The 25,624-nt window shown below is 60.9% G+C and carries 19 protein-coding genes; 4 read left to right on the plus strand and 15 right to left on the minus strand.

Features of this window, described 5'->3' with window-relative positions; genetic code table 11:
• Positions 1–76: 76 nt before the first annotated feature.
• The 3 genes from SLW75_RS22045 to SLW75_RS22055 form a co-directional block, all read right to left on the minus strand.
• The gene (locus SLW75_RS22045; RefSeq protein ID WP_244160338.1) at positions 77–367 is read right to left on the minus strand and encodes a DUF2845 domain-containing protein; all 291 of its coding nucleotides are present in this window, start codon (positions 365–367) and stop codon (positions 77–79) included.
• A gap of 26 nt (positions 368–393) precedes the next feature.
• Positions 394–3,351, minus strand: a complete 2,958-nt coding sequence (locus SLW75_RS22050) for a DUF748 domain-containing protein (RefSeq protein WP_410935433.1) — start codon at positions 3,349–3,351, stop codon at positions 394–396.
• 111 nt (positions 3,352–3,462) lie between these two features.
• Positions 3,463–4,479 (minus strand): class I SAM-dependent rRNA methyltransferase, encoded by a 1,017-nt coding sequence (locus tag SLW75_RS22055; protein ID WP_410935434.1) that lies wholly within the window; start codon positions 4,477–4,479, stop codon positions 3,463–3,465.
• A 686-nt stretch (positions 4,480–5,165) separates the two neighbouring features.
• Here SLW75_RS22055 and mgtA point away from each other — a divergent pair.
• Complete coding sequence (gene mgtA, locus SLW75_RS22060; RefSeq protein ID WP_410935435.1) at positions 5,166–7,901, plus strand: magnesium-translocating P-type ATPase; 2,736 nt, start codon at positions 5,166–5,168, stop codon at positions 7,899–7,901.
• A 183-nt stretch (positions 7,902–8,084) separates the two neighbouring features.
• On the opposite strand, the gene SLW75_RS22065 is transcribed toward mgtA, so the two are convergent.
• Positions 8,085–9,266 carry an acetyl-CoA C-acetyltransferase gene (locus SLW75_RS22065; protein ID WP_065988303.1) on the minus strand — a complete coding sequence of 394 codons (1,182 nt, stop codon included), beginning with the start codon at positions 9,264–9,266 and terminating at the stop codon, positions 8,085–8,087.
• 325 nt (positions 9,267–9,591) lie between these two features.
• Here SLW75_RS22065 and SLW75_RS22070 point away from each other — a divergent pair, with 325 nt between their 5' ends.
• Entirely contained in the window at positions 9,592–10,161 is a 570-nt protein-coding gene (locus SLW75_RS22070) for a hypothetical protein (protein WP_065988302.1), read from the plus strand.
• Positions 10,162–10,230: 69 nt separating this feature from the next.
• Here the strand turns inward: SLW75_RS22070 and pgi are convergent, their stop codons facing one another.
• The 10 genes from pgi to dksA all read right to left on the minus strand — a co-directional run bounded on the left by pgi (position 10,231) and on the right by dksA (position 22,946).
• Positions 10,231–11,895: a glucose-6-phosphate isomerase gene (gene pgi / locus SLW75_RS22075; protein ID WP_065988301.1), complete on the minus strand. Its 1,665-nt coding sequence runs from the start codon at positions 11,893–11,895 to the stop codon at positions 10,231–10,233.
• 344 nt (positions 11,896–12,239) lie between these two features.
• Positions 12,240–13,091, minus strand: a complete 852-nt coding sequence (gene panC / locus SLW75_RS22080; RefSeq protein WP_410935436.1) for a pantoate--beta-alanine ligase — start codon at positions 13,089–13,091, stop codon at positions 12,240–12,242.
• Entirely contained in the window at positions 13,088–13,888 is an 801-nt protein-coding gene (panB, locus tag SLW75_RS22085; protein WP_065988299.1) for a 3-methyl-2-oxobutanoate hydroxymethyltransferase, read from the minus strand. Before panB ends, panC begins: the two co-directional genes overlap by 4 nt.
• A 210-nt stretch (positions 13,889–14,098) precedes the next feature.
• The gene (gene folK, locus SLW75_RS22090) at positions 14,099–14,581 is read right to left on the minus strand and encodes a 2-amino-4-hydroxy-6-hydroxymethyldihydropteridine diphosphokinase (protein WP_192135952.1); all 483 of its coding nucleotides are present in this window, start codon (positions 14,579–14,581) and stop codon (positions 14,099–14,101) included.
• A gap of 6 nt (positions 14,582–14,587) precedes the next feature.
• Positions 14,588–15,985: a polynucleotide adenylyltransferase PcnB gene (locus SLW75_RS22095; RefSeq protein WP_410935437.1), complete on the minus strand. Its 1,398-nt coding sequence runs from the start codon at positions 15,983–15,985 to the stop codon at positions 14,588–14,590.
• Positions 15,986–16,742: 757 nt separating this feature from the next.
• Complete coding sequence (locus SLW75_RS22100) at positions 16,743–18,182, minus strand: sigma-54-dependent transcriptional regulator (RefSeq protein WP_065988296.1); 1,440 nt, start codon at positions 18,180–18,182, stop codon at positions 16,743–16,745.
• A gap of 22 nt (positions 18,183–18,204) precedes the next feature.
• A complete protein-coding gene (locus SLW75_RS22105) occupies positions 18,205–21,159 on the minus strand; it encodes a sensor histidine kinase (RefSeq protein ID WP_192135956.1) in 2,955 nt (984 codons plus the stop codon).
• Entirely contained in the window at positions 21,143–21,319 is a 177-nt protein-coding gene (locus SLW75_RS22110) for a hypothetical protein (RefSeq protein ID WP_002552060.1), read from the minus strand. Before SLW75_RS22110 ends, SLW75_RS22105 begins: the two co-directional genes overlap by 17 nt.
• A 121-nt stretch (positions 21,320–21,440) precedes the next feature.
• Positions 21,441–22,328 carry a tRNA glutamyl-Q(34) synthetase GluQRS gene (gluQRS, locus tag SLW75_RS22115; RefSeq protein WP_410935438.1) on the minus strand — a complete coding sequence of 296 codons (888 nt, stop codon included), beginning with the start codon at positions 22,326–22,328 and terminating at the stop codon, positions 21,441–21,443.
• A 174-nt stretch (positions 22,329–22,502) separates the two neighbouring features.
• Positions 22,503–22,946 carry an RNA polymerase-binding protein DksA gene (dksA, locus tag SLW75_RS22120; RefSeq protein WP_065988293.1) on the minus strand — a complete coding sequence of 148 codons (444 nt, stop codon included), beginning with the start codon at positions 22,944–22,946 and terminating at the stop codon, positions 22,503–22,505.
• 352 nt (positions 22,947–23,298) lie between these two features.
• On the opposite strand from dksA, the gene SLW75_RS22125 reads away from it, so the two are divergent.
• A complete protein-coding gene (locus SLW75_RS22125) occupies positions 23,299–24,471 on the plus strand; it encodes a pyridoxal phosphate-dependent aminotransferase (RefSeq protein ID WP_410935439.1) in 1,173 nt (390 codons plus the stop codon).
• The gene (gene sfsA / locus SLW75_RS22130; RefSeq protein ID WP_410935440.1) at positions 24,471–25,214 is read left to right on the plus strand and encodes a DNA/RNA nuclease SfsA; all 744 of its coding nucleotides are present in this window, start codon (positions 24,471–24,473) and stop codon (positions 25,212–25,214) included. The genes SLW75_RS22125 and sfsA overlap by 1 nt, the downstream gene beginning before the upstream one ends.
• On the opposite strand, the gene SLW75_RS22135 is transcribed toward sfsA, so the two are convergent.
• Positions 25,192–25,521: a Rieske (2Fe-2S) protein gene (locus tag SLW75_RS22135; RefSeq protein ID WP_065988468.1), complete on the minus strand. Its 330-nt coding sequence runs from the start codon at positions 25,519–25,521 to the stop codon at positions 25,192–25,194. The two genes, sfsA and SLW75_RS22135, sit on opposite strands and share 23 nt — an antisense overlap.
• Positions 25,522–25,624 lie beyond the last annotated feature (103 nt).

Raw genomic sequence — 25,624 nt, forward strand, 5'->3', positions numbered from 1 at the left:
GACACCGCAGATGTAGGGTGTTCACGCGGGCCTCTTCCCGGCTAAAACCGGTCCTACAATAAATCTTCCGCAACCATCACCTTCCGCGTTTGCTATCGATCCTCACCAATCGCCCGCCTTCGAACCGCAAATACTGGTACATCCCGTTGCTTGGGCCGTAGATCCATTCCTGGACTTGCACCTGATCCACCTGGCGGTAGTGATTGACGGTTTCCTTATAGCCGATGATGTCCTGGCTGACCGGCTGACCGCATTTCTGCTGCACTTCAAACATCCGGTCGCCGACGCTGATCAGTTGGCTGCCACAGCGCAATGTGTCTGCCTGGGCAATGCCAAGCAGCGCCGTCATACCGAGAATCACCGCCATCCTCGTTATCGCATTCTTCAAAATCATTACTCGCTGTCGAGGTGCAGGGGGCTGATGACGCGGCCGTCTTTTTCTGGCTTGCCAAGGGTGGTGTCGATGAAATACACACGCTCGTCTGCCAGTTGGCCCTTGTCGACCAGGTAGTCCTTGATGCTTCCGGCCCGCGCCTGGCCGAGCTGACGCAACAGCAGCGCGCTCGAACTCCAGGATTTGAGCACCGCCTCGCGCAGCTTGTTCTGACGCTCTTCCTTGCCCAGATTCACCCACTCGGCCGGCGGCTGCTGTTTCAGGCGCGTGCGATAAATACCGTCAAGCATCGGCGCCTTCTCATCCGCAGGTACCGTCAGATCACTCGGCTGCGCAGGCACCTTGTCGCCTCGGCGCTGGAGAATCTTGTAGTACGTGCTCTGGTATTCACGCTCCAGTCGTTGCTGGGCAATCAACGGGCCGTCGCTGGCTTCAGCGCTGGTGCCTTCAATCTCAAGACGCAACGCTGGCCGGGCTTTCAAGGCTGCCGCCAGCTTGTCCAGCGAAGCCATCGCCTCAGGGCTCAGCTCCTCAGCCCCCGGCGCGAAGGACACCGTGCCCAGGTCCTCCGATCCGCCACCGCCGCTGATCAATCCACCGATGAATTTGAACGGCGCCGCCGCTGCCTTCACCACCAGATTGCGCAGGGTCTGCCAGACGATCGGCATCACGCTGAACTGCGGATTGTTGAGATCGCCCGTTACCGGCAACTCGATGGAAATCTTGCCATCGGTATCCTTGAGCAGGGCAATCGCCAGTTTCAGCGGCAGATTCACCGCGTCCGGGCTGTCCACCTTCTCACCCAATTGCAACTGCTCGACCACCACCTTGTTCTCAGCCTTGAGCTGGCCCTTGGTAATCAGGTAGTGGAGATCCAGATTCAGACGCCCCTTGCGAATGCGATAACCGGCGAATTTGCCGGAGTAGGGCGTCAACGTAGTCAGCTCCACGCGTTTGAAGCTGGTCGCGATGTCCAGACTCGCCATCGGGTTGAACGGGTTCAGCGCACCCTTGATGGTTACCGGTGCATAGCGATCAACCTTACCGTTGATGTTCACCGTCGCGGGTTTGTCCTGGCGGTTATCCAGCGTGCCGATCTTGCCGTTGAGTTGCTGAACGGCCGTGGCGAAGTTCGGTGTCAGGCTGAAGTCGGCGAAGTTGGCCGAGCCGTTGGTGATGTTGACCTCGCCAATGCGAATGCCCATCGGCTTTTCGCTGCTGGCGGCTTTGGCTTTCGGCGCGGCAGGCGCCTTGTCTGCAGGCTGCGGAATCAGCAGGTCGTCAATGTTGGTCGAGCGATCGTCAGCGATCACGAAGCGCGCATACGGCTGGTCGACATTAATCGAAGCGATGGTCAGGCTATCGCCCAGCTGGAAATTCAGCCCGTCTACATTCAGCCGCTGCCACTTCACGAAGTCCCGCGACTTGAGCGTGTCGAGGGTGTGCAACTGGTCGACCTGCGCCTTGCCGGTGATGCCAAGCGCCAACGGCTCGGTGCTTTTCAGGTCCACGGCCAGATCGCTGTTGAGCATGCCGCTGCGCACTTCCAGGCGAATGAACGGCGTGACGTAGGACTGCGCCACTCGCAGGTCGATGTCGCGCGTAGTGACATTCAGATTGGCGCGAACCGGCGCAAGATTCACCTCGCCCTCGGCGGTCAGCTTGCCTTGCTTGCCCACACCGGTGTCGAGCTTGAGCTTGAAGGGTGACTTGTTGAGGCTGTCGAAGCCGGTCAGGTCCAGGTTCAGCGGGCCGACATCAATCGCCACAGGCTCTTTCGGGACCTTGTCGGCGAGATGAATCCGGTAGTCGCGCAGCTGCGTATCCCGCAGCAACACCTGCCAGGGTTTGCTTGGCGCCGCCGTTTTTGCGCTGGCCGTGGTTTCTGCGCCGGTCGCGGTCGCGGGCTGCTGTTTTTCAGCCTCGACTTTCTTGGCTTGTGCTTTGGACGGCTGGCTGGCGAACAGCTTCTGCCAGTCCAGCTCGCCGTCCGACTCCCGTGTCGCCCAGGTTTCCAGGCCTTCGCTGCGAATCTTGCCGACGGACACCAACTGCTTGGCCAGATCGATTGACGTGTCGCTGATGCTCAGTTTTTTCAGACGCGCCAGCGGTCTGCCGTCCGGGGCATCGATGGCGAAGGGCGCAACACTCAGGGATGTCTTGTCCAGCAGCAGCTCGGTTTCCTTCGCCAGACTGAGTGTGTAATGGGTGTTGAAATTGAGGACGCCGTCTTTGAGGACCAGCGGCAGCGCGTCGCGCACGTAGGGCCACCAGACTTCCATCTTGCCGTCGGTGACTTTTAGCGTGCCTTCGGACGAGAGGGGCACAAGGCTGATACGCCCGACCCAATCGATTTGACCGCCGTTAGGCCCCGCGGCGACCAGGGTCATGTCGGCGTTGTCTTCCGGCAGGGTGCTGAGGTTTTTCAGCTCGAAATTCAGCGCGTCGTAGAGAAACTCGATGGGCTCGCTGGGGCGCATGTCCTGGAAATGCACATAACCGTCGGCCAGCTTGATCTCGCCGATGCGCAGCGGAAACGGTTTGCTCGGGGGTTCGTCAGGTTTAGCAGGTTCGCTGGCCGGCAGCTTGAACAGCCCGGCCAGATTGAGCGTGCCGTCTTTGGCGAACAGCAACTCGGTCTTGGGTTTATCGAGCTCGACGGCCTTGAGGTGCAGGGCCTTTGTCCACAGGCTGTCGATTTGCAGGTTGGCGTAAAGCCGCGCGAAACCGATTTGCTCCTTGCCCGGCGCCCCGATGTTCAGGCCCCAGAGAGTGACTTCCAGGCTGTAGGGATTGAGTTCGAGACGGTCCAGCCTGGCCGGCACCGTGGCGTAATTCGCCAGCTGTTGATTGATGATTCGCAATGCCACGCCGGGCAGGATCAGAAACCCCAGCACGCTGTAAATGGCGAAGACGGCCAGCAGGGCGCCGATGGCGCGTTTCAATCCTTTGGGCATGTAGGTCGCCGACTCTCTCGATGGGAGGTCCTTGGAGTATGGCACGCCAATCTGGTTCCGAATCCGGTCGCTTCAATCCTTGTGGGAAATTTCCTTAGACCCGATCACGCATCACAGCTGCAAGATCAATGTCTTGAGCGGGGGCTGTTGGTCCTGTGACGGAAAGTCGGCGCCCGGGGTCAGCACCTGGCAGTCGCGCACGGGCCGGCCGATTTTGCTGGCGCAACGCAGCACCTGCTCGCGCCAATCGTCCAGGCTGACCTTCGCCAGGTTGTTGCAGCAGATCAGCACGCCATCTTCGGCGGTGGTCAGCAGCGCGGGTTTGAGCAGGCTCTGGTAATCACGCAGCAGATCGACGGTGCCGAACGCGCTCTTGGCCCAGGCCGGCGGATCCAGCAAGACCAGATCATATTGGCGTTGCTCAAGGCGCACGTAACTCGGCAGCTTGTGGCCACGACGGGAAGCGATGGGCAGTCCGGCCAGTTGGCGAATGGCCGGGAAGTAATCGGACTGGACGAACTGCATGGCCGGCAGCTGCGGATTGAGCAGGCCGTTCTCGCGCCCGACGGCCAGATTGCCCTCGGCGAAATCCAGGTTGCACACCTCGCGCGCGCCACCCGCCGCTGCGCTCAGGCCGACGCCACAGGTGTAGGCGAACAGATTGAGCACGCTCTTGCCGGCGGCATGTTGCTTGACCCAGCCGCGGGCGTTGCGCAGGTCGAGAAACAGCAGTGGATCCTGCCCGGCATGACGACCGCGCACCCGGTAATTCAGGCCCCATTCATGGCCGACCAGATCGGCCAGCGCCGCGTCGTCGGCTTTATAGATCGGGTCTGTCCGGTCGACCCGCGAGTTGCCCTGGGAGCGGTCGTTATAAACCAGCATCAGTTCCAGGCCCAGCCGCCCATTGACGGCGGCCTGCAGCGCCAGCAGCGAGTCGAGATCCAGGCTGTTGTGGAAACTCTGCACCAGCAGTTGCGGGCCGTAGCGGTCGACGGTCAGCCCGCTCGCGCCTTCCTGACTGCCGTGGAACAGGCGATAACAATCGGTGCCTTGGGCGTGCAGTTCCGCCAGCAGGGATTGACGATTATCGAGGGCGACGCTGAGCGCCTGATTCAACGAGGACATGCTCGGCCTTGGGGCAGGAATGAGGCGCGGCAGTTTAGCAGTTCGATTTCATACGGTCTGCTGTGGCCGAACATCACAGCACTGCAGACACTCATTGTGGCAGCGAGCTTGCTCGCGAAAAGGCCGGGACATCCGCCACATCTTTAGCGCCTGAAATGCCGTCTTCGTGAGCAAGCTCACTCCCACAAATGCCGCCACATACCGCACCGTTGCCGCCTTTCCTGAACCTTCCCTGAAGACATCCGTATTAACCCCCACACCCTCCATGCTGGCGATTTACTCCCATACAACCCGGGCGTATGCTTCGCCCGTTTTCAACCAATGCGGAGACCCACAGTGGGTACTTGTTCGAGTGACAGACGTCAGCCGGTGATAACGACCGGCCAATCCTCGGCACGATAACGCGCAGTCTTTTCACTGCCGCTATCTCGCCGATAACGTGAGAAGCGGCAGTGGCCCGCGGACTCTGCTCAGAGCCCGCTTCCCTGTCCTTTCCCTGACGCCCAATCCTGCGTGATGACCGACGCGTCTGTCGTTCGTCTGCGCATCGGACGCGTGTGGCTTTTGCTGCGCGGGCCAGCCTGCGGTGCCTGCTCATGAACGAGCGCGGCGCCTGAGGCGTGCCGTACCCGCTCAAGGTTCCTGTGCTTTCAGCTCCAGCAGCCTTCAGTCCAGGGGACACAACCATGAAGTACACCCTCCTGAAAGAATTCCTCGTAGACTTCGTCCGCACCCGCAAACTCGGCCGGCACTTCCGTCGGCTGGCGACGCTCGACAGCGTGACCGACGCCACCGTCAGCCGCGAAGTGCCGCCCACCCTCGCGCAAACCCTGACCCGCGGCGCCAGCAGCGATGTGCCTGAATTGCTCGCACGCCTGAGCAGCCACGCCGACGGTCTCACCGAAACCGAAGCGCACGAACTGCGCGAGCAACACGGCCTCAACGAAGTCGAGCACGAACAGCCGCTGCCATGGTGGGTGCATTTGTGGCACTGCTATCGAAATCCGTTCAACCTGCTGCTGACCCTGCTGGCGTTCATCTCGTGGCTGACCGAAGACATGAAAGCCGCCACGGTGATTTTCTCCATGGTCGTGCTCTCCACGCTGCTGCGTTTCTGGCAGGAGGCGCGTTCCAATCAGGCCGCCGACGCGCTCAAGGCAATGGTCAGCAACACCGCGACCGTCATGCGCCGCGCCGACAGCTCGTTCGACGCTGCCGATAACGCAAAGCAAAAACGCATTGAGTTGCCGATCAAGCAACTGGTACCGGGCGACCTCATCGTGCTGTCTGCCGGCGACATGATCCCTGCGGACTGCCGCGTGCTCAGCGCCAAGGACCTGTTCGTCAGCCAGGCCGCGATGACTGGCGAATCCATGCCGGTGGAGAAATTCGCGCGGCGTCAGGGCGTCGATACGGGCAACCCGCTGGACCTGGAAAACATTCTGTTCATGGGCACCAACGTGGTGTCCGGCGCGGCGACGGGTGTCATCCTGGCCACCGGCAACCACACCTATTTCGGCGCGCTGGCGCAACGGGTCAGCGCCACCGATCGTGCGCCGACCTCGTTTCAGGCCGGGGTCAATAAAGTCAGCTGGCTGCTGATCCGCTTCATGTTCGTGATGGCGCCGCTGGTGTTGTTCATCAATGGCTTCACCAAGGGCGACTGGATGGAAGCGTTGCTTTTCGCGCTGTCCATCGCGGTCGGCCTGACCCCGGAAATGCTGCCGATGATCGTCACTTCGACGCTGGCCAAGGGCGCGGTGTTTCTGTCGCGCAAAAAAGTCATCGTCAAACGTCTCGACGCCATCCAGAACTTCGGCGCCATGGACGTGCTGTGCACCGACAAGACCGGCACGCTGACCCAGGACAAGATTTTTCTCGCACGCCATGTCGACGTATGGGGCGATGAGTCCGACGACGTTCTGGAAATGGCCTACCTCAACAGTTACTACCAGACCGGCCTAAAAAACCTGCTGGACGTCGCGGTGCTGGAGCACGTCGAGATTCACCGCGAGCTGCAAGTCGGCACCGCGTTCAGCAAGGTCGATGAGGTCCCGTTCGACTTCAATCGCCGGCGCATGTCGGTGGTGGTGCAACAGCAGCACGAGCCGCATCTGCTGATCTGCAAAGGCGCGCTGGAAGAAGTGCTCAGCGTGTGCAACCGCGTGCGTCATGGCGATGCCGAAGAAGCGCTGACGCCTGAGCTGCTCGAGCGCATTCTAAGCGTCACCGCCGCGTTCAACGAAGAAGGTCTGCGTGTGGTGGCGGTGGCGGCGCGTCCTATGGAGGCAGGCCGCGACACCTACGGCCTGGCTGACGAGAGCGACCTGACCCTGATCGGTTATGTGGCGTTTCTCGATCCGCCGAAGGAAAGCACGGCGCCGGCGCTTAAAGCGTTGGCCGAGCATGGCGTGGCGGTGAAAGTGCTGACCGGCGACAACGAACGCGTCACCGCGAAGATCTGCCGCGAAGTCGGGCTGGAGCGTCAGGGCCTGCTGATGGGGGGTGATATCGAGCGGATGAGCGATGCCGAACTGGCGGTCGCGGTCGAGACCACCAACGTGTTCGCCAAGCTGACGCCTTCCCACAAGGAGCGCATCGTGCGGCTGCTCAAGGCCAACGGGCACGTGGTGGGTTTCATGGGTGACGGCATCAACGACGCGCCGGCGCTGCGCACGGCCGACATCGGTATTTCCGTGGACACCGCGGTGGACATCGCCAAGGAAGCGGCCGACATCATTCTGCTGGAGAAGAGCCTGATGGTGCTGGAGGAGGGCGTGCTGGAAGGGCGCCGGACCTTCGCCAACATGCTCAAGTACATCAAAATGACGGCCAGTTCCAACTTCGGCAACGTGTTCTCGGTGCTGGTTGCCAGTGCGTTCATCCCGTTTCTACCGATGCTGCCGATGCACCTGCTGGTGCAGAACCTGCTGTACGACATTTCCCAGATCGCCATCCCGTTCGATAACGTCGATGAGGAACTGCTGAAAAAACCCCAGCGCTGGCAGCCTGCGGATGTAGGACGCTTCATGCTGTTTTTCGGGCCGATCAGCTCGATCTTCGACATCACCACGTTCGCGGTCATGTGGTACGTGTTCGGCGCCAACACGCCTGAGCATCAGACCCTGTTTCAGTCGGGCTGGTTTGTCGTGGGCCTGCTGACGCAAACGTTGATCGTGCACATGATCCGCACACCGAAAATCCCGTTCCTGCAAAGCCGTGCGGCGATGCCGTTGATGGTGATGACCGGTGTCATCATGGCCGTGGGCATCTTCCTGCCGATGGGCCCGCTGGCGCACTACTTCAAACTGCAAGCGCTGCCACCGCTGTACTTCGCCATCCTGCCGCTGATCCTGATCGCCTACGTGGCGCTGACCCAGGCGGTGAAGGGGTTCTACGTACGCAAGTTTGGCTGGCAGTGATCTGCGTGTGATGCCGGTCCCACTGACTGACCGCGTGTAAGCAGTGGGAGACCGGCGTCGACACCTACTGTAGGACCGGCTTTAGCCGGGAATGCGTCAGGCGTTACACCGCAAAACTCAGGGCGTTCACACCGGCCTCTTCCCGGCTGAAGCCGGTCCTACGGCTACGTACTGCCCAGATTGTTAAGACCGCGCCAACGCCAGCGCCACGCCTTGTCCGCCGCCAATGCACAGCGTCGCCAGGCCTTTCTTCGCGTCGCGCTTGATCATTTCGTGCAGCAGCGTCACCAGCACGCGGCAGCCCGACGCGCCGATCGGGTGGCCGATGGCGATGGCGCCGCCGTTGACGTTGACCTTGTTCATGTCCCAGCCCAATTCCTTGCCAACCGACAAAGACTGCGCCGCGAAGGCTTCGTTGGCTTCGATCAGATCGAGCTCCTCCAGCGACCAACCCGCCTTGTCCAGGCAGCGGCGGGTTGCGCTCACCGGGCCGATGCCCATGATCGCCGGATCGACGCCGGCGTTCGCGTAAGCGGCAATCCGCGCCAGCACCGGCAAGCCCAGTTCTTCTGCTTTTCGGGCACTCATCAGAATGACCGCTGCCGCGCCGTCATTCAGCGACGAGGCATTGCCTGCCGTGACCGAGCCGTCCTTTTTGAACGCGGGCTTGAGCTTCCCCAGTAACTCGACAGTGGTCGCCGCACGAGGCTGCTCGTCGGTGCTGAAAGACAGCGGATCGCCCTTGCGCTGAGGAATCAGGATCGGGGTGATCTCATCCACGAAGCGCCCGGCTTCAATGGCGGCAGTTGCTTTCTGTTGGGACGCCGCAGCAAACGCATCCTGCGCCTCACGGCTGATGTCGTATTGATCGGCCAGGTTCTCGGCCGTGATGCCCATGTGGTAATCGTTGAACGCATCCCACAGGCCATCGCTGATCATCGTGTCGACCATCGTCGCGTGGCCCATGCGCAGACCGGTTCGCGCGCCCGGCATCACATAGTTGGACAGGCTCATGTTTTCCTGGCCGCCGGCGATGATCACTTCCGCGTCGCCGCAGCGAATCGCCTGCGTCCCCAGATGCAGCGCCTTGAGCCCCGAGCCACAGACCTTGTTCAGCGTCATGGCCGGCACCGTGAACGGCAAGCCCGCCTTGATCGCGGCCTGACGTGCAGGATTCTGTCCGGCGCCCGCCGTCAGCACCTGACCCATGATCACCTCATCGACCTGCGCGCCGTCCAGACCGGTCTGCTCCAGCAGTTGGCGGATGACGGCAGCGCCGAGATCCACCGCAGGAACATTCGCCAGCGAACCTTGGAAACTGCCCACAGCCGTGCGGGTAGCGGCAACGATTACGACGTCTTGCATGGTGCGAATCCTCAGTGGTGTGCGACGCGGCGCGAGCCCGGGCTTGAAAAGGTGAAGAAAACAGCGGGGCAGCCGGATCAAGGGAGAGCATGGTTGCATGAATGACGATGATAATTTAAGCCCTTTGTCGCCCGGATTTTGCAGTCACGGCCTTCCAAAGCTTCCGGTCGATCCTGTGGCCGGCCTGCGGACTTTTCTTACGGAAACATACGACAAGAAGTGTCGCAGGTTCTGACGCAAACCCGGGAAGCGGCTGATTTTTGTTGAAAGTGAATGCATGGACAATCGCCGGCCATTCCAGCGGTCATGCTTCAGGAGCCTCCTTTTGTCCAACGATAACCATGGCAGTCAAAGCGGCGACAACAGCCTGAACGTCGGCGTCGGCGATTTTCGTGGCGCCGATGTGAATATCAACAACGGTGAGCGCACGACCTTCACTCCCGAACAACTGCACATCGAGCGTCACCCGACGTTCGGCGGGCGCAGCCTCGACAGCCGGAATGTGTCGGTGTTCGGTTACATCGCCGGTCTGGCCAGCCTGATCGGTCTGTACTTCACCCTATTCCAGCCGGGGCTGGGCTGGCATAGCACATGGTCCACATTGTTCATGTTTTCATTCATCGTTGCGGTCATGGCCGTGGTGATGTCGGCGGTATTGCGGCGGCGAAAATTCGATCACTGCTTCGGCTCGCGGCACTTCCTTGAAATGAGCCAGAGCGGTCGCCTGCGGGTCAATCGGCTGACCGCGCAATGTCCCTGGTGTGGTTCGTTGATGCACCTGCGTCACGTCGGTCCCAAGGACGGTCCCCGAGACGACTTGTTTCTCTGTGAGCGCAATCCACGGCAGCACACCATCCAGCTCGACCCGACAGCGCTACCGGAACTGCAAGACTGAAACCCGGACGCACAAAACCCGCTGCCTCTTGCGAAGGAGCGGGTTTCGAGGGTGTAACAGGACGGCAGATCAGCCGCGGTGACGACCGCGGAAGTAGTTGATCAGGCCCTGGGTCGACGCGTCTTCAGCGACCGTTTCGTCGGTGCCGACAAGGCGGCTGTAAACGCCTTTGCCCAGCTCCTTGCCCAGTTCGACACCCCATTGGTCGAAGGCATTCGTGCCCCAGACCACGCTTTGCACGAACACCTTGTGCTCGTACATCGCGACCAGTGCGCCCAGGCGGCGAGGGCTGATGCGCTCGACGACGATGGTATTGCTCGGACGGTTGCCCGGAATGACCTTGTGCGGCGCCACACGCTGCACTTCTTCTTCCGGTACGCCCTTGGCGCGCAGTTCGGCTTCCGCTTCGGGGCGGGTTTTACCCTGCATCAAGGCTTGGCTTTGGGACAGGCAGTTGGCGTACAGCCACTGATGGTGGTCAGACACCGGGTTGAAACTGACGATCGGCACGATGAAGTCGGCAGGAATCATCTGGGTGCCTTGGTGCAGCAACTGGTGATATGCGTGCTGACCGTTCGCGCCCACGCCACCCCAGATGACCGGGCCCGTGTCGGTTTTGACGGGGACGCCGTCCTGGCGGACGCTCTTGCCGTTGGATTCCATGTCCAGCTGTTGCAGGTGCTTGGTGATGTTGCGCAGGTAATGGTCGTACGGCAGGATCGCGTGACTTTGCGCGTCCCAGAAATTGCCATACCAGATACCCAGCAAGCCCAGCAGCACCGGCATGTTCTCTTCGAACTCGGCGTTCTGGAAGTGCTGATCCATGGTGTAGGCGCCGGACAACAGCTCCTTGAAGTTGGACATGCCGATCGCCAGCGCGATAGGCAGGCCGATGGCCGACCACAGCGAGTAACGGCCGCCAACCCAGTCCCACATCGGGAAGATGTTCTCTTCACGAATCCCGAAAGCAACCGCCGCGGCGTTGTTGCTCGACACCGCGATGAAGTGGCGATACAGCTCGGCTTCGGACCCGCCCTGAGCGAGGTACCATGCGCGGGCAGCGGTGGCGTTCTTCAGGGTTTCGAGGGTGGTGAAGGTCTTGGACGAAACGATGAACAGCGTGGTTTCGGCGCGCAGCTTCTGGGTCAGCTCGTGCAGCTCGGTGCCGTCGATGTTCGCCAGGTAATGGCAGCGAACGCCTTTCTGCGCGTAGGACAACAGCGCTTCCGACACCAGCTCAGGACCCAGGAACGAGCCGCCGATGCCGATATTGACCACGTCGGTGATTGGCTTTTCGGTGTAGCCGCGCCACAGGCCGTCGTGGATGCGCCCCACCAGATCAGTGATCTGGTTCAGCACCTTGTGCACTTCGGGCATCACGTTGACGCCGTTGACCAGCAGCTTGTCGCCCACCGGACGACGCAGCGCGGTGTGCAGCGCAGGGCGACCTTCAGAAGCGTTGACCAGCTCGCCGTCGTACTGCGCCTTGATGGCTTCTTTCAGGCCGACTTCGTTGGCCAGATTAACCAGCAACTGACGGGTCTCGGCGGTGATCAGGTTCTTGGAGTAGTCGAGAAACAGACCGGCACTGCTGAGCGTGAATTCGTCGAAACGCTTCGGGTCGGCATTGAACGCTTCGCGCATGCTGAAATTCTGCATCGCTTCGCGGTGATCTTTGAGCGCCTGCCAGGCGGGCAGGGTAGTGACGTCATGAGGAGTGCGGTAGTACGCCATCGCTGCGGGTTTCCTTGTACTTGAACTGCCTTTTGGACGCTGAAAAGCAGGATTGGACATGAATTCGTGGGTGCATCAGAGACTAGTCCCAGGCAACGCCGATGTCTGCGCCTTGCTTTACCTTTGCTCGGTACTTTTTCTCACAGAGTAGAGTTGCTTGTCTGACACGAACTGTATCGGTATGGCATTGCGGGTCTGGCTAAGTTCATCACCAGCGCCCTGCGAAGGCCAGGGCCTGCGCTCCACAACGGGTTTGCGCAGTGAGCATAGGCGCAGATGGTCATCCGATCACGTGACTTTTGCTTTACACATGACCGGGCGCGTCCTTCAGCCGGGTGTGCAGGTTATTCCTTGACCAGATGCAGGTTGTCGATCAGGCGCGTCTTGCCCATGAACGCCGCGCCCAGCACAACCAGATCATGATCATCCGGGGTCGCAGGGCGCAGAATGACCGCGTTGCGAATCTCCAGGTAATCAGTACGAAAGCCCGCTGCTTCGAGCGCTTTCACACCCTCGCCTATCAACTGCTGGTGATCCTGCTCGCCATTCTGCAACGCCGTGCCGATCTGTTTGATGACGCGGTACAACGCAGGCGCTGCAGCGCGCTGGGCTTCAGTCAGGTAGCCATTGCGCGACGACAGGGCCAGGCCGTCGGCGGCACGCACGGTGGGTTCGCCGATGATTTGAATGGGCATGTTCAGGTCACGCACCAGTGCGTTGACGACGGCCAGCTGCTGGAAATCCTTCTGACCGAAAATCGCGATGTCCGGCTGCACCATGTTGAACAGCTTGCTGACCACCGTCGAAACGCCGTCGAAGTGACCAGGACGGCTGCCGCCACACAGACCTTCTGACACCACCGGCACGCGCACGATGGTCTGATCGGCCATGCCATGGGGGTACATTTCATCGACCGTCGGTGTGAACAACAGGTGGCACCCGGCCTGAAGCAACTGCTCCTGATCGGCGGCCAGGGTCCGCGGGTACGACGCCAGGTCTTCGTTGGGGCCAAACTGAAGCGGGTTGACGAAGATGCTGGCGATCACGAAATCAGCGCGTTGAACGGCTTTGGTGACCAACGCGATATGGCCGCTGTGCAGGTTGCCCATGGTGGGCACCAGGGCGATGCGTTTGCCTTCGCTGCGTGCGCGTGCGACAACCGCGCGCAACTCACGAACGGTTTTAACTGTGTTCATGCCGAGAATCCGTGTTCTGGAGCGGGGAAGCTGACGTCTTTGACCGCGCTGACATACGCGGCGATCGCCGACTGGATGTCCGGCTGACCGGCCATGAAATTCTTCACGAACTTGGGCACACGTCCGGTGATCGACAGGCCGAGCATGTCGTGAAGCACCAGCACCTGACCGTCTGTGGCGCTGCCGGCGCCAATCCCGATCACCGGAATCTTCACGGCGTGGGTGATTTCCTGGGCCAGCTCGCTCGGCACGCATTCCAGCAGAATCATCGCGGCGCCGGCCTGCTCAAGGGTAATTGCGTCGGCCCGCATCTGCCGCGCCTGCGACTCCAGCCGACCCTGCACTTTATAGCCGCCCAGCACGTTGACTGCCTGAGGCGTCAGGCCCATGTGTGCACAGACGGGAACGCCGCGCTCGGCCAGCAGCCGGATCGAGTCGGCAAGCCACGCCGCGCCTTCGATCTTGACCATGTGCGCACCCGCTTGCATCAGCGTGGCGCTGTTGGCGAAGGTCTGCTCAGGAGTGGCGTAGGACATGAACGGCAGATCCACCAGAATCAGCGCGCCCTGGTTGCCGCGTTTGACGCCGGCCACGTGGTACGCCATCTCGGCGGTGGTGACAGGCAGTGTGCTGTCGTGGCCCTGAAGGACCATGCCCAGCGAGTCGCCGACCAGCAGCACTTCCACACCGGCCTGGCTGGCGGTGTGGGCAAAAGTCGCGTCGTAGCAGGTCAGCATGGTGATTTTTTCACCTTTCTGCTTCAAAGCCAGCAGGGACGTAACGGTGATATCGGGCATGGAAAGTCCTCATTCAGGCGCTGTGAATACTGCGGCGAGCAACGCGTGATTCATCTTGGGAGGCAGGCACATCGTCGTTTTGCGATGTTTGCAACGGCCTGATCCGCGCCTTTTGGCCGGTCGTCCGGCTTTGGGACGCTTATCTTCGTGAGGAGGGGGCGGGAAGTCAATTCCGGGTGTTACCGGTTTGAACCTGCCCGCAGAACAGCTTCAGCTCGGCGATCGTTCCAGGCCTTCGAACGGGCACTGGGCAAGCAAATCATTCAGCGCGCGGCCATCAGCGAGGGTGATGCCCGGTGCCAGCTCGGCCAGTGGGTACAGCACAAACGCGCGCGCCTGCATCTGGTAATGCGGCACCTTCAGTCGCGGCTCATCGATGAGGCGATCGCCGAACAACAGGATGTCGAGGTCCAGCGTGCGCGGCCCCCAGCGTTCGAGGCGCTCGCGGCCCTGATCGTTTTCGATGCCTTGCAAGGCGTCGAGCAGCGCCAGTGGGGGGAGCGAGGTGTCGAGCGCAGCCACCGCATTGGTGTAGCGCGGCTGACCCGGCAACAGCGAGTCGCTGACATAGAAAGAGGAAACGCCAGACAGACCGCTTTGCGGTAACAGGCCCATGGCCTTGATCGCTTCGCGCAACTGTTCGGCAGGGTCGGCCAGGTTGCTCCCCAGGCCGACGTAAACGCGCTCGATCATCGGGTGTTATTCCGCCCCGTCGACGCCAGCGCGTTTGCGCTTGCCGCTGCTGCTGCGACGACGTTTGCGCGGGCCTTGGCCGGTGGCATCGGGCTTGTTGCCCAGGTCACGAATCATGTCGCGGCTTCCGGAATCATTGGCGTCCTGATAGTCGGTCCACCATTCACCCAGGCCCTCGGTTTCTTCGCCAGCGGATTCGCGCAGCAACAGGAAGTCGTAGCCGGCACGGAAGCGCGGGTTTTCCAGCAGCAGGTCGGCGCGTTTGCCCGATCGGCGCGGCAGACGTTCCTGCATGTCCCAGATCTCGCGGATCGGCATGGTGAAGCGTTTCGGAATCGCGATCCGCTGGCACTGTTCGGTAATCAGTTCGTGAGCCGCTTCCTGCATGGCCGGGATCGGCGGCATGCCGCGCTCTTGCAGACGCAGCACGCGGGCGGGCAGGGCAGGCCACAGTAGGGCAGCGAACAGGAACGCCGGTGTGACCGGTTTGTTCTGCTTGATGCGCAGATCGGTGTTGGCCAACGCCTCGCTGATCAGCGTGTGGGTGTAAGTCGGGTTGTATTCCAGCGCCTTGGAGCTGGCCGGGAACAGCGGCTCGAACAGTTCGAGATCGACCAGCATCTCAAACGTGGCCTCGGCGTAACCCGAGAGGAACAGCTTCAGTACTTCTTCAAACAGACGCGCAGACGGGATATCGCGCAGCATCGGCGCCAGCGGGCGAATGGGCGTGGCGCTGTGCTTCTCGATGCCGAAATCCAGCTTGGCGGCGAAACGCACGGCCCGCAGCATGCGCACCGGGTCTTCCTTGTAACGCTGCTGAGGGTCGCCGATCAGACGAATCAGGCGATTGCGGATGTCGTGTACGCCATTGGCGTAATCGAGGACGCGCTCGGTGACCGGATCGTAATACAGGGCATTGATCGTGAAGTCCCGGCGCTGGGCGTCGTCCTCGAGAGTGCCGTAGACGTTGTCACGCAGAATGCGCCCGCTCTCGTTGCGCGAAGACTGGTTGCTGTCTTCGTCTTCGTCATCGATCGGGTGATTGGCGCGGAAGGTCGCGACTTCAATGATTTCACGGCCGAAGTGGATATGAACCAGCTTGAAGCGGCGGCCGATGATACGGGCGTTGCGAAACTCGGCGCGGATTTGCTCGGGCGTGGCACTGGTGGCGACGTCGAAATCCTTGGGCGTGATGCCGAGCATCATGTCGCGGACACAGCCACCGACCAGATAGGCCTGGTAGCCGGCGGTCTGCAGGCGCTCGACGATATTCACCGCATAGCGGCTGAATTGATTGCGTTGCAACGAATGCTGGCTACCGCTGAGCACTTCAGGCGTTGTGCGCACATGTTGCTGCGGCTTGCGCAGTGGGGAACGGAATGACTGGAACAGCTTCTTCAGCATGGGAGGCACTGTTTGAAGGAATATTCGGTCAATTTCGAAGAGTGACCGCACGATGGGCGGGGATTCTAGCATTTAGTCGAGGGATGGTGTAGGAGGCAGCTCGATAGGCGCCTGTGGGCGGACTGCACAATGGGTGCAAGGGGGGGGGGCGAGCAGGACGGGGTTTATTGCAGATGCTACTGGGGGAGCCGAAGCTCCCCCAAAGTGCGTGCTCTTATTTTTATTGTCTGATGGGCTTTTTATTGTTGTTGACCGCCCAGTTCACGGCTTTCGCCTGTGAAACCTCCCAATCGGGAGTCAAGAGCAAACGGATTGCTTTGGTCGCTGTGCGGCAGTGATCTAACGATCCAACCAGTTCAGGCTCTACCTAAGGGTAGTTTTTGTTGTTCTCGGCCTGGTTGCGGGACAAGTCCCAAATGCAACGCCTCTCCAAAAGAATCAGTTAGCTGCGCCTCCGCCGTGTTGTTCTTGTTATGCGTGAGTCGTTTCGTCTTGTTTTTATTATGTTGGTGTTTCGGGTGACTGATTTTTGTTGTTCTTGTACGAATACATATAGCAGTACCTGTGCCAACTTTTGAAAAACAGGCTACACGCCGTGGAATCCAAGGGTGTGGCAAATTGACGCTATTTTGCACGGGCGAAAAAAAACCGGGGGTTCGTTACCGTAGGCCCCGGTTTTGTTACGTCACCATTTATGAGGTAACAGTTTTTTCACATGGCGCGTAACCCGCGTGCCAGAGCCTGCGCGAAGATGCGCTCACGTTTCGCTGGCCACTCCGGTCTTGCGTCGCGGAATGCCCAGGCGTTGGCGACGCTCCCACAGGCACTTGCGGCTGACGCCCAGCTTGCGCGCCAGTTCGGTTTCGGTCATGTGGTCCTGATGCTCCAGAACGAAGTGCTGGAAATAGTCCTCCAGCGACAAGTCCTCGGTCGGCTCACCAGCCGTGGAGCTCGACGAGCCTGACGCTTGGGGTGCAAGGCCGATGAACTCGTTGACGTCGAGGTCGCTCAGCTCGATATCGATGCCCAGCAGCTCGGCAGAAATGTCCGGGCTTTCACACAGAATTACCGCGCGCTCGACCGCGTTCTCGAGCTCTCGCACGTTACCGGGCCACGAATAGTGTCTAATCGCTTGCTCGGCATCCGGCGCGAAACGCAGGTCGTTACGACCCGCCTTGAGGCTCTGCCGCGCCAGGAACGCATTGGCGATCTCATTGACGTCTGCCCCGCGTTCACGCAGCGCGGGCAGTTTCAGCGCGATCACGTGCAGGCGGTAGTACAAGTCTTCGCGGAACTGGCCCACTTTGGCCAGGCTCTTTAGGTCGCGGTGAGTCGCTGCGATCAGGCGGACGTCGACTTTTTGCGACTGCACCGAGCCCACCCGGCGAATTTCGCCTTCTTGCAGGACGCGCAACAGTCGGGCCTGCGCCTCAAGCGGGAGTTCGCCGATTTCATCGAGAAACAACGTGCCGCCATCCGCGGCTTCCACGAGACCGGCACGACCGGCACTGGCACCGGTAAACGCCCCTTTTTCGTGGCCGAACAGCTCGGATTCGATGAGGGATTCCGGAATCGCTGCGCAGTTGACCGAAATCATCGGGGCCTTGGCGCGACGGGACAAGTTATGCAGCGCGCGGGCCACCAGCTCCTTGCCCGTACCGGACTCGCCCTGAATCAGCACGTTGGAGTCGGTTGGCGCGACTTTGCGGATCTTGCTGTACATGTCCTGCATCGGCGGGCACGAACCGATGATGCCGATCTCGCCGTTGCTGTTGTCCGGACCGGACTTGTCGCCCGTCGCAGTTTTTGCGGTGGCGGCGCGTTCGGCCTGCATGCTTTGCAGCGTCTGGCGATCACGCAAAATGCGAGAGACGGCCTGAAGCATTTCGTCGTGGTCGAAGGGTTTGGCGATGTAATCCACCGCGCCCATTTTCATCGAGTCCACGGCCGAGCGCAGGCTGGCGTAACTGGTCATGATCAGCACGGGTTTGCCCTGGCCGAGCTTGATCAGCTCTGTGCCGGGGGCGCCGGGCAGGCGTAAATCGCTGACGATCAGGTCAAACGAAGGGATGCTGAAACGTTCCTGAGCTTCCTGCACGGATCCGGCTTCGCTGACCTGGTACTGATTACGTTCCAACAGTCGACGCAGGGCGGAGCGGATGATGGTTTCGTCTTCCACGATCAAAATGTGAGGCATTGATTCGGTTCTCTCGACGGTCTCAGTTCACGGCGGACGTCGCTTCGACATGTCGCGGTAAGGTCACCCTAATCCGGGTTCCGCGTTGGTGCTCGGGGTCAGCCGGGCTGTCGATGGTGATTTGTCCATAATGCTCTTCAACGATGGAATAGACCAGCGCGAGGCCCAGTCCTGTTCCTTCGCCCGGATCCTTGGTGGTGAAGAAAGGTTCGAACAAGCGGTCCATGATGGCTTTCGGAATGCCGCTGCCTTCGTCTTCGACGATCAGATCGACCGTGTGTTCGGAGGCCTCGCTTTTCACGCGCACTGCACTGCCGGCGGGTGATGCGTCGCGGGCGTTGGACAGCAGATTGATCAACACCTGTGCAAGACGTTGTGGATCGCCGTCCACCCAGTGGTTGGGGTTGCAGAGGTTATAGAACTGCACTTCGAAATTGCGCCGGTTCAGCGCCAGCAGACCAATGGCATCCTGCGCCACCTCCGCCAGGCACACGGGCTCGTCGGCGTGTTGATGTCCACCGGCGTGGGCGAAGCTCATCAGTGACTGCACGATGCGGGAGACGCGCTTGGTCTGTTCGATAATCTGGCTGCTGATTTCCGTCAGCTCACTGTCTTCTTCGCGTTCTTCGCGCAGGTTCTGCGCCAGGCAGGCGATGCCGGTGATCGGGTTGCCGATTTCGTGGGCAACGCCGGCAGCCAGTCGACCAATGCTCGCAAGCCGCTCGGAGTGCACGAGTTTGTCCTCGAGCATCTGGGTATCGGTCAGGTCTTCCACCAGAATCACCAGCCCGCTGTTACCCGGCGCGAGCGGCTCGTCGATGGCCGCCTTGTGCAGGTTGAGCCAGCGAGTCTGACCGTCGAGGCCCAGGCGCTGCTTGTGCAAGTGTTCGTCAGGAACGTTGATGAAACCCAGCAGCAGCTGCTTCCAGGGATCGACGATGGTCTCGAGCCGTGACCCGACGACGCGCTGAGCGCCGATGCCGGTCAGCTCTTCCATGGCCTTGTTCCACATCAGGATCTCCTGATCTTTGGCCAGGGAGCACACACCCATCGGCAGTTCTTGCAGGGTCTGGCGGTGATAACGGCGCAGGGCGTCGAGTTCTGCCGCCAGGCCGGTGAGGCGGGAGTGGTAATCCTCGAGGCGGCTTTCGATGAAGTGGATGTCCTCGGTGACGTAGTTCTCACTGCCGGATTTGTACGGCAGAAACGTCTCGACCATGTCCTGCGCAACACTCGGCCCCATCAGGCCGGAGAGGTTGGCCTCGATACGGTCGCGCAAACGCCGCAGCGCATAAGGGCGGCGCTCGTCGAATGGCAGATAAAGATCCCGCAGCGCCTGTTCGACTTCCTTCTGCGCAGCCTTCGCGCCCAGGGGTTTGGCCAGTTGGGTGGCGAACTCCTGGGGGGAGGCGGCGTGCAGTTCGCGACGCTGTGGGCGGCGAACGTTGTCTACCGCGCAGGCCTCGGCCGCACTTGCCTCTTCGGGGCTGGGATTGCTGAACAGTGAAATCAGGGTGAACACCAGCACGTTGGCCGCCAGAGAAGCGATGGCCGCCATGTGCCAGCTGGTGTCATCCAGCACGTAAATCATGTTCAGCAGCGGGATGTAGAACCCCTGGAAGTCGCCGATCAGCGGCAGCAACATGCTGATGGTCCAGACCGCGATGCCTGCGATGAGCCCCGCCATGAAACCGCGTCGGTTGGCGGCCGGCCAGTACAGCACCGACAGCACGCCGGGTAGAAATTGCAATGTTGCCACGAAGGCGACGATGCCCAGATTCGCCAGATTCTGCTTGGCGCCGAGCAACAGATAGAAGCCAAAGCCGGCCATGATGATCGCGACAATCAGGCCGCGCCGTGTCCACTTCAGCCAGCGATAGATATTGCCTTCGGCTGGCGGCTGGTAAAGCGGCAGCACCAAGTGGTTCAGCGCCATGCCGGACAACGCCAGCGTGGTGACGATGATCAGTCCGCTCGCTGCGGAAAGTCCCCCGATATAGCCGAGCAACGCCAACGTCTTGCTGTGCGCGGCGATGCCGATGCCCAGGGTGAAATATTCAGGGCTGGTGGTGGCGCCCAGTTTCAACCCTGCCCACAGCACCAGGGGTACCGCCAGACTCATCAGCAGCAGAAACAGGGGCAGACCCCAACTGGCGCTGACCAGCGAGCGGGGGTTGAGGTTTTCAGTGAAGGTCATGTGATACATGTGCGGCATCACGATGGCTGAGGCGAAGAACACCAGCAGCAGCGTCCGCCATGGGCCTTCCTGCAGGGGTGTGTGCAACGCCGCCAGTGCGCTCTGGTTTTGCAGCAGCCATTGCTCCAGGCTCTGCGGCCCATCGAACACGCCGTACAGCGCATACAGACCGATGCCGCCGATGGCGACCAATTTGATGACCGACTCGAAGGCGATGGCGAACACCAGCCCTTCGTGTTTTTCCCGGGTGGCGATGTGACGCGAGCCAAAGAAGATAGTGAACAGCGTGATGAGCGCGCAGAACGCAAAGGCCACGTAGTTGCGCACCGGTTCCCGGGTGAGAATGCCGATGGAGTCGGCCACGGCCTGGATTTGCAGTGCCAGCAATGGCAAGACGCCGATCAGCATGAAGATGGTCGTCAGCGCGCCCGCCCAAGTGCTGCGAAAGCGGAACGCAAACAGATCAGCCAGTGATGAGAGCTGGTAGGTACGGGTGATCTTGAGAATGGGGTAAAGCAGGACGGGGGCGAGCAGGAAAGCGCCGGACACCCCCAGGTAACTCGACAGAAAACCGTAGCCGTATTCGTAAGCCAGCCCCACCGTGCCGTAAAACGCCCACGCACTGGCGTAGACGCCAAGTGACAGCGTGTAGGTCAACGGGTGACGAATGATCCAGCGCGGGATCAGGCCACGTTCACTGACCCAGGCAACGCCGAACAGCAACGTCAGGTAGGCGGCACTGACCAGAATCATCTGGGTCAGGCTAAAGCTCATCGGCATCTCGTTGGCTCTGCAGAATGAAGGTCACGACGATCAGGATCAGCCACAGCATGTAGGGCCTGTACCAGGCGCCCGTGGCGTCGATCCACCAGTCCATGATGGCGGGGGAGAACAGATAGATGCCCACCACCAGCAGCAGGACCAATCGATAAATGTACATTTGGCCTCCCAGGTTGACTGACCAGACGATGACGGAGCGGCATGGTAACGGATGGCGATGGGGCTGCAAGCGACGTTTCCGCCAGCTTTGTGCTCCCTCAACATGAATCGGTGGCGCGAGCTCAGTCTATTCGAGCTTCCTCGATAGCACCTAGGCGGGGTATCGAATCGGCGTTCCAGTGGGCAACGGCCCAATCCAGTACCTCTCGGGGTGTAGCGTCATCCAGTTCAGCCGGCGTCTTTTGCCCCAGGGCACGCAGCCCCCGGAGCAGCAACGGCGTGGCCTGGTCCGGCGGCAATGGCGGCGATCGGTAGGACTTACCCAGCTTATGGCCATCGGGCTGGGTGATCAGCGGTACATGAAGGAAGCGCGGTTGCGGCAGGCCGAGCAGTTCTTGCAGGTACAGCTGACGTGGCGTGGAATCGAGCAGATCTGCGCCGCGTACGATGTCGGTCACTCCTTGCCAGCCGTCGTCGAGGACAACCGCCAGTTGGTAGGCGTAAAACCCGTCCCGGCGACGAATGATGAAATCTCCCGAATCGCGCCCCAGATGTTGACGAAACTCCCCCTGTACCCGGTCTTCGAAACGGTATTCCAGCTCAGGCACCCGAATCCGGATGGCCGCATCCTCGGGTGGGTGGCCCGCATTACGGCAAAAACCCGGATAAATGCCGTTGTAGCCTTCCAGTTGCTTGCGCGAACAGGTGCACGCGTAAGCGAGGCCCTGGCTGAACCACCGATGGATGATTGCCTGGTAAGCCTCGTGCCGGTCGCTTTGCCTGACCAGTTCGCCGTCCCATTCGAATCCGTAGGCTTCGAGGGTGTGGAGTATTCCTGCCTGGGCACCCGGGACCTCGCGGGGAGGGTCGAGATCTTCCATGCGCATCAGCCATTTTCCACCGACCGAGCGGGCGTCGAGATAGGAGGCCAGGGCTGCTACCAGAGAACCGAAGTGCAGATAACCGCTGGGGGTTGGCGCAAAGCGCCCTATATAAGAAGGGGTTTTCATGGGCGCTGATGGTACTGGAAATAAAACGTACGAAATACCGGAGGACATGTCATGGCGTGTGGGAAAGCGCTACGCCCCGGTAGGGCGCTTTCCAGCCCACGCCGCCGCGTGCCCGGCGGTCTTGAGACAAACGAAAAAGGACGCCGAGGCGTCCTTTTTACTGGATCAACAGGATCATTTACCGACCTGTTTTTCCTTGATTTCAGCGAGACTTTTGCAGTCAACGCACATATCGGCCGTTGGGCGGGCTTCAAGGCGCTTGATACCGATCTCGACGCCGCACGATTCGCACCAGCCGTATTCCTTGTCCTGAATCAGCTGCAGCGTCTTGTCGATCTTCTTGATCAACTTGCGCTCACGATCACGGGCGCGCAGTTCCAGTGCGAATTCTTCTTCCTGGCTTGCACGGTCGGCAGGGTCAGGGAAGTTAGCCGCCTCGTCCTTCATGTGAACAACCGTGCGGTCAACTTCTACCATCAACTCCTGTTTCCACTTGGACAGGATCTTGGTGAAGTGCTTGCGCATGGGGTCGCCCATGTATTCCTCACCCTTCGTCGCAACGTAAGGTTCGAAACCACTGATTGCCGGGGTGCTCTTTTGCTTTTCTTCGGTGGGCATGAACGGACCGCCTCTCACTCTTCTAAGCCATTACACAGGTTAAGATCCATCGCCGACACCTGCCGGCCCTGCGGCTGCAAGCGGGCGAACTTACCAGATCGAATCGGAGCGCGCTACTCCCGGTTGTCGAGGATGGCCTGCAACACGCACGTGGACTATGACCACAGGCTGAGCCCCCCGGTTTTATCTATTTTGCAGCGCGTCGAGTTTAGTCCCTGCGCCCGCAAGCCCCGGGTTTTCCGGACTGTCGGCTGCAACTCACTGCCGTCAAGGCGGATAAACGCTGTAGCCCACTCGGGCGGATGAGTAGAATCGGCCACTTGTCTCGCCACCCCTCACCAAAGGAAGGCCCATGCCACAGCCCTACAGTGCGCGCAGCCGCGCCATAGAACCCTTTCATGTCATGGCGCTGCTGGCGCGGGCGAATGAACTGCAAGCGGCCGGGCATGACGTTATCCACCTGGAGATCGGCGAGCCGGATTTCACCACGGCCGAGCCGATCATCAAGGCCGGTCAGGCGGCGTTGGCCGCTGGCAAGACCCGTTACACGGCGGCCCGTGGTCTGCCGGAATTGCGCGAGGCGATTGCGGGCTTTTACGCGCAGCGTTACGGCGTGAATGTCGATCCGGGCCGGATCCTGATTACGCCGGGCGGTTCCGGTGCGTTGCTGCTGGCGGCGAGTCTGCTGGTCGATCCCGGCAAACACTGGCTCCTGGCCGATCCGGGTTACCCGTGCAACCGGCATTTTCTGCGCCTGGTGGAGGGCGCCGCGCAGTTGGTGCCCGTGGGCCCGGACGTGCGTTATCAACTGACGGGCGATCTGGTCGCCCAATACTGGAACGAGGACAGCGTCGGTGCGCTGGTGGCTTCCCCGGCCAACCCGACCGGGACCTTGCTGCACCGGGACGAACTCGCCGCGCTTTCGGCGTCGCTCAAGGCGCGGGATGGCCACCTCGTGGTTGACGAGATCTATCACGGTCTGACCTACGGCACCGACGCGAGCAGCGTGCTGGAAGTCGACAACGATGCCTTCGTGCTGAATAGTTTTTCCAAGTATTTCGGCATGACCGGTTGGCGACTCGGTTGGCTGGTTGCGCCCGACGCGGCGGTCGGTGATCTGGAAAAGCTGGCGCAGAATCTTTACATCAGCGCGCCGAGCATGGCGCAAAGTGCGGCACTTGCCTGTTTCGAGCCACAGACCCTGGAGATCCTCGAGCAACGTCGTGCGGAGTTCGCCCGACGTCGCGACTTCCTGCTTCCGGCGCTGCGCGAACTGGGCTTTACCATTGCCGTGGAGCCCGAGGGCGCCTTCTATCTATACGCAGACATCAGTGCGTTCGGCGGCGACGCGTTCGCGTTCTGCCATCACTTCCTGAAAACCGAGCACGTGGCGTTCACACCCGGGCTGGATTTCGGTCGGTACCGCGCCGGCCACCATGTGCGCTTCGCCTACACCCAAAGCCTGCCTCGCCTTCAGGAAGCGGTCGAGCGAATAGGCCGTGGTCTTCGGAGCTGGCAAGGCTGATGCGTTTCTCTCCTCCCCTTGAAGAAGGCCGGCTGATTCAGCGCTACAAGCGTTTCCTCGCCGACATCGAGACCGCCAGCGGCGAACTGCTGACGATTCACTGCCCCAACACGGGCTCCATGTTCAATTGCATGATGCCGGGGGGCCGCGTCTGGTTCAGCAGGTCCAATGACCCCAAGCGCAAGTTGCCGGGCACCTGGGAAATCACCGAAACCCCACAGGGTCGGCTCGCCTGCGTTAACACTGCGCGCGCCAACAGGCTGGTGGAAGAAGCACTTCTGGCCGGCGTAATCACGGAATTGGCGGGGTTTACGGCGCTCAAGCGCGAAGTTGCCTACGGTCAGGAAAACAGCCGCGTCGACTTCCGGCTGGATTATCCAGAGGGCCCGCTGTACCTGGAAGTCAAAAGCGTGACGTTGGGCTTTGATGACAGCCGTGTCGCTGCGTTTCCCGACGCGGTCACTCAACGCGGCGCGAAGCACCTGCGCGAACTGGCGGCCCTGGCCCGGGAAGGCGTGCATGCGGTGTTGCTGTATTGCGTGAATCTGACAGGCATTGATGCCGTGCGGCCCGCTACCCAAATCGACTCGGCCTATGCTGCTGCCTTACTTGACGCAGCTGCGGCAGGGGTTGAAGTGCTTGCGTATGGCGTGGCGCTCACCCCTGACGAGGTGCGCATTGATCGGCGTCTTGAGATTCACCTCACCCAGACGCGCCCGCTCAGTCCGCTGCCACCGGGTTGATCCAGATGCCCTGAGCGTCCTCGTCGCAGGCGATAGCCCTGAGGGACTTGCCCTCGCAAGGGCCGGCTACACACTCGCCGCTTTCGATGAGGAACAGGGCACCGTGAGTGGCACACTGGATCAGACTGGCGCTGGCATCGAGAAACTCATCGGCCTGCCATTCCAGCGCCACCCCGCGATGGGGGCACCGATTGGCGTACACATACACTTGACCCGCTCGCCGGACGGCCAGAATCCTGAGTTCATCAACCTCGAACCCGAGGCTTTTGCCTTCCATCAGCGCAGCGCTGTCGCACAGGTATTTCAGCATGGTCTCCTTGGCGCTTGACGCTCAAATGCAAATAATCATCAAATTCCTGGCCCTGGCAGGCTGCGCATTCTGCCAGCAGTCGAACCCGCCAGTCGATGAA

It is taken from the genome of Pseudomonas sp. W5-01 (assembly GCF_046540435.1).
GTDB classification, from domain to species: Bacteria; Pseudomonadota; Gammaproteobacteria; order Pseudomonadales; family Pseudomonadaceae; genus Aquipseudomonas; species Aquipseudomonas graminis_B.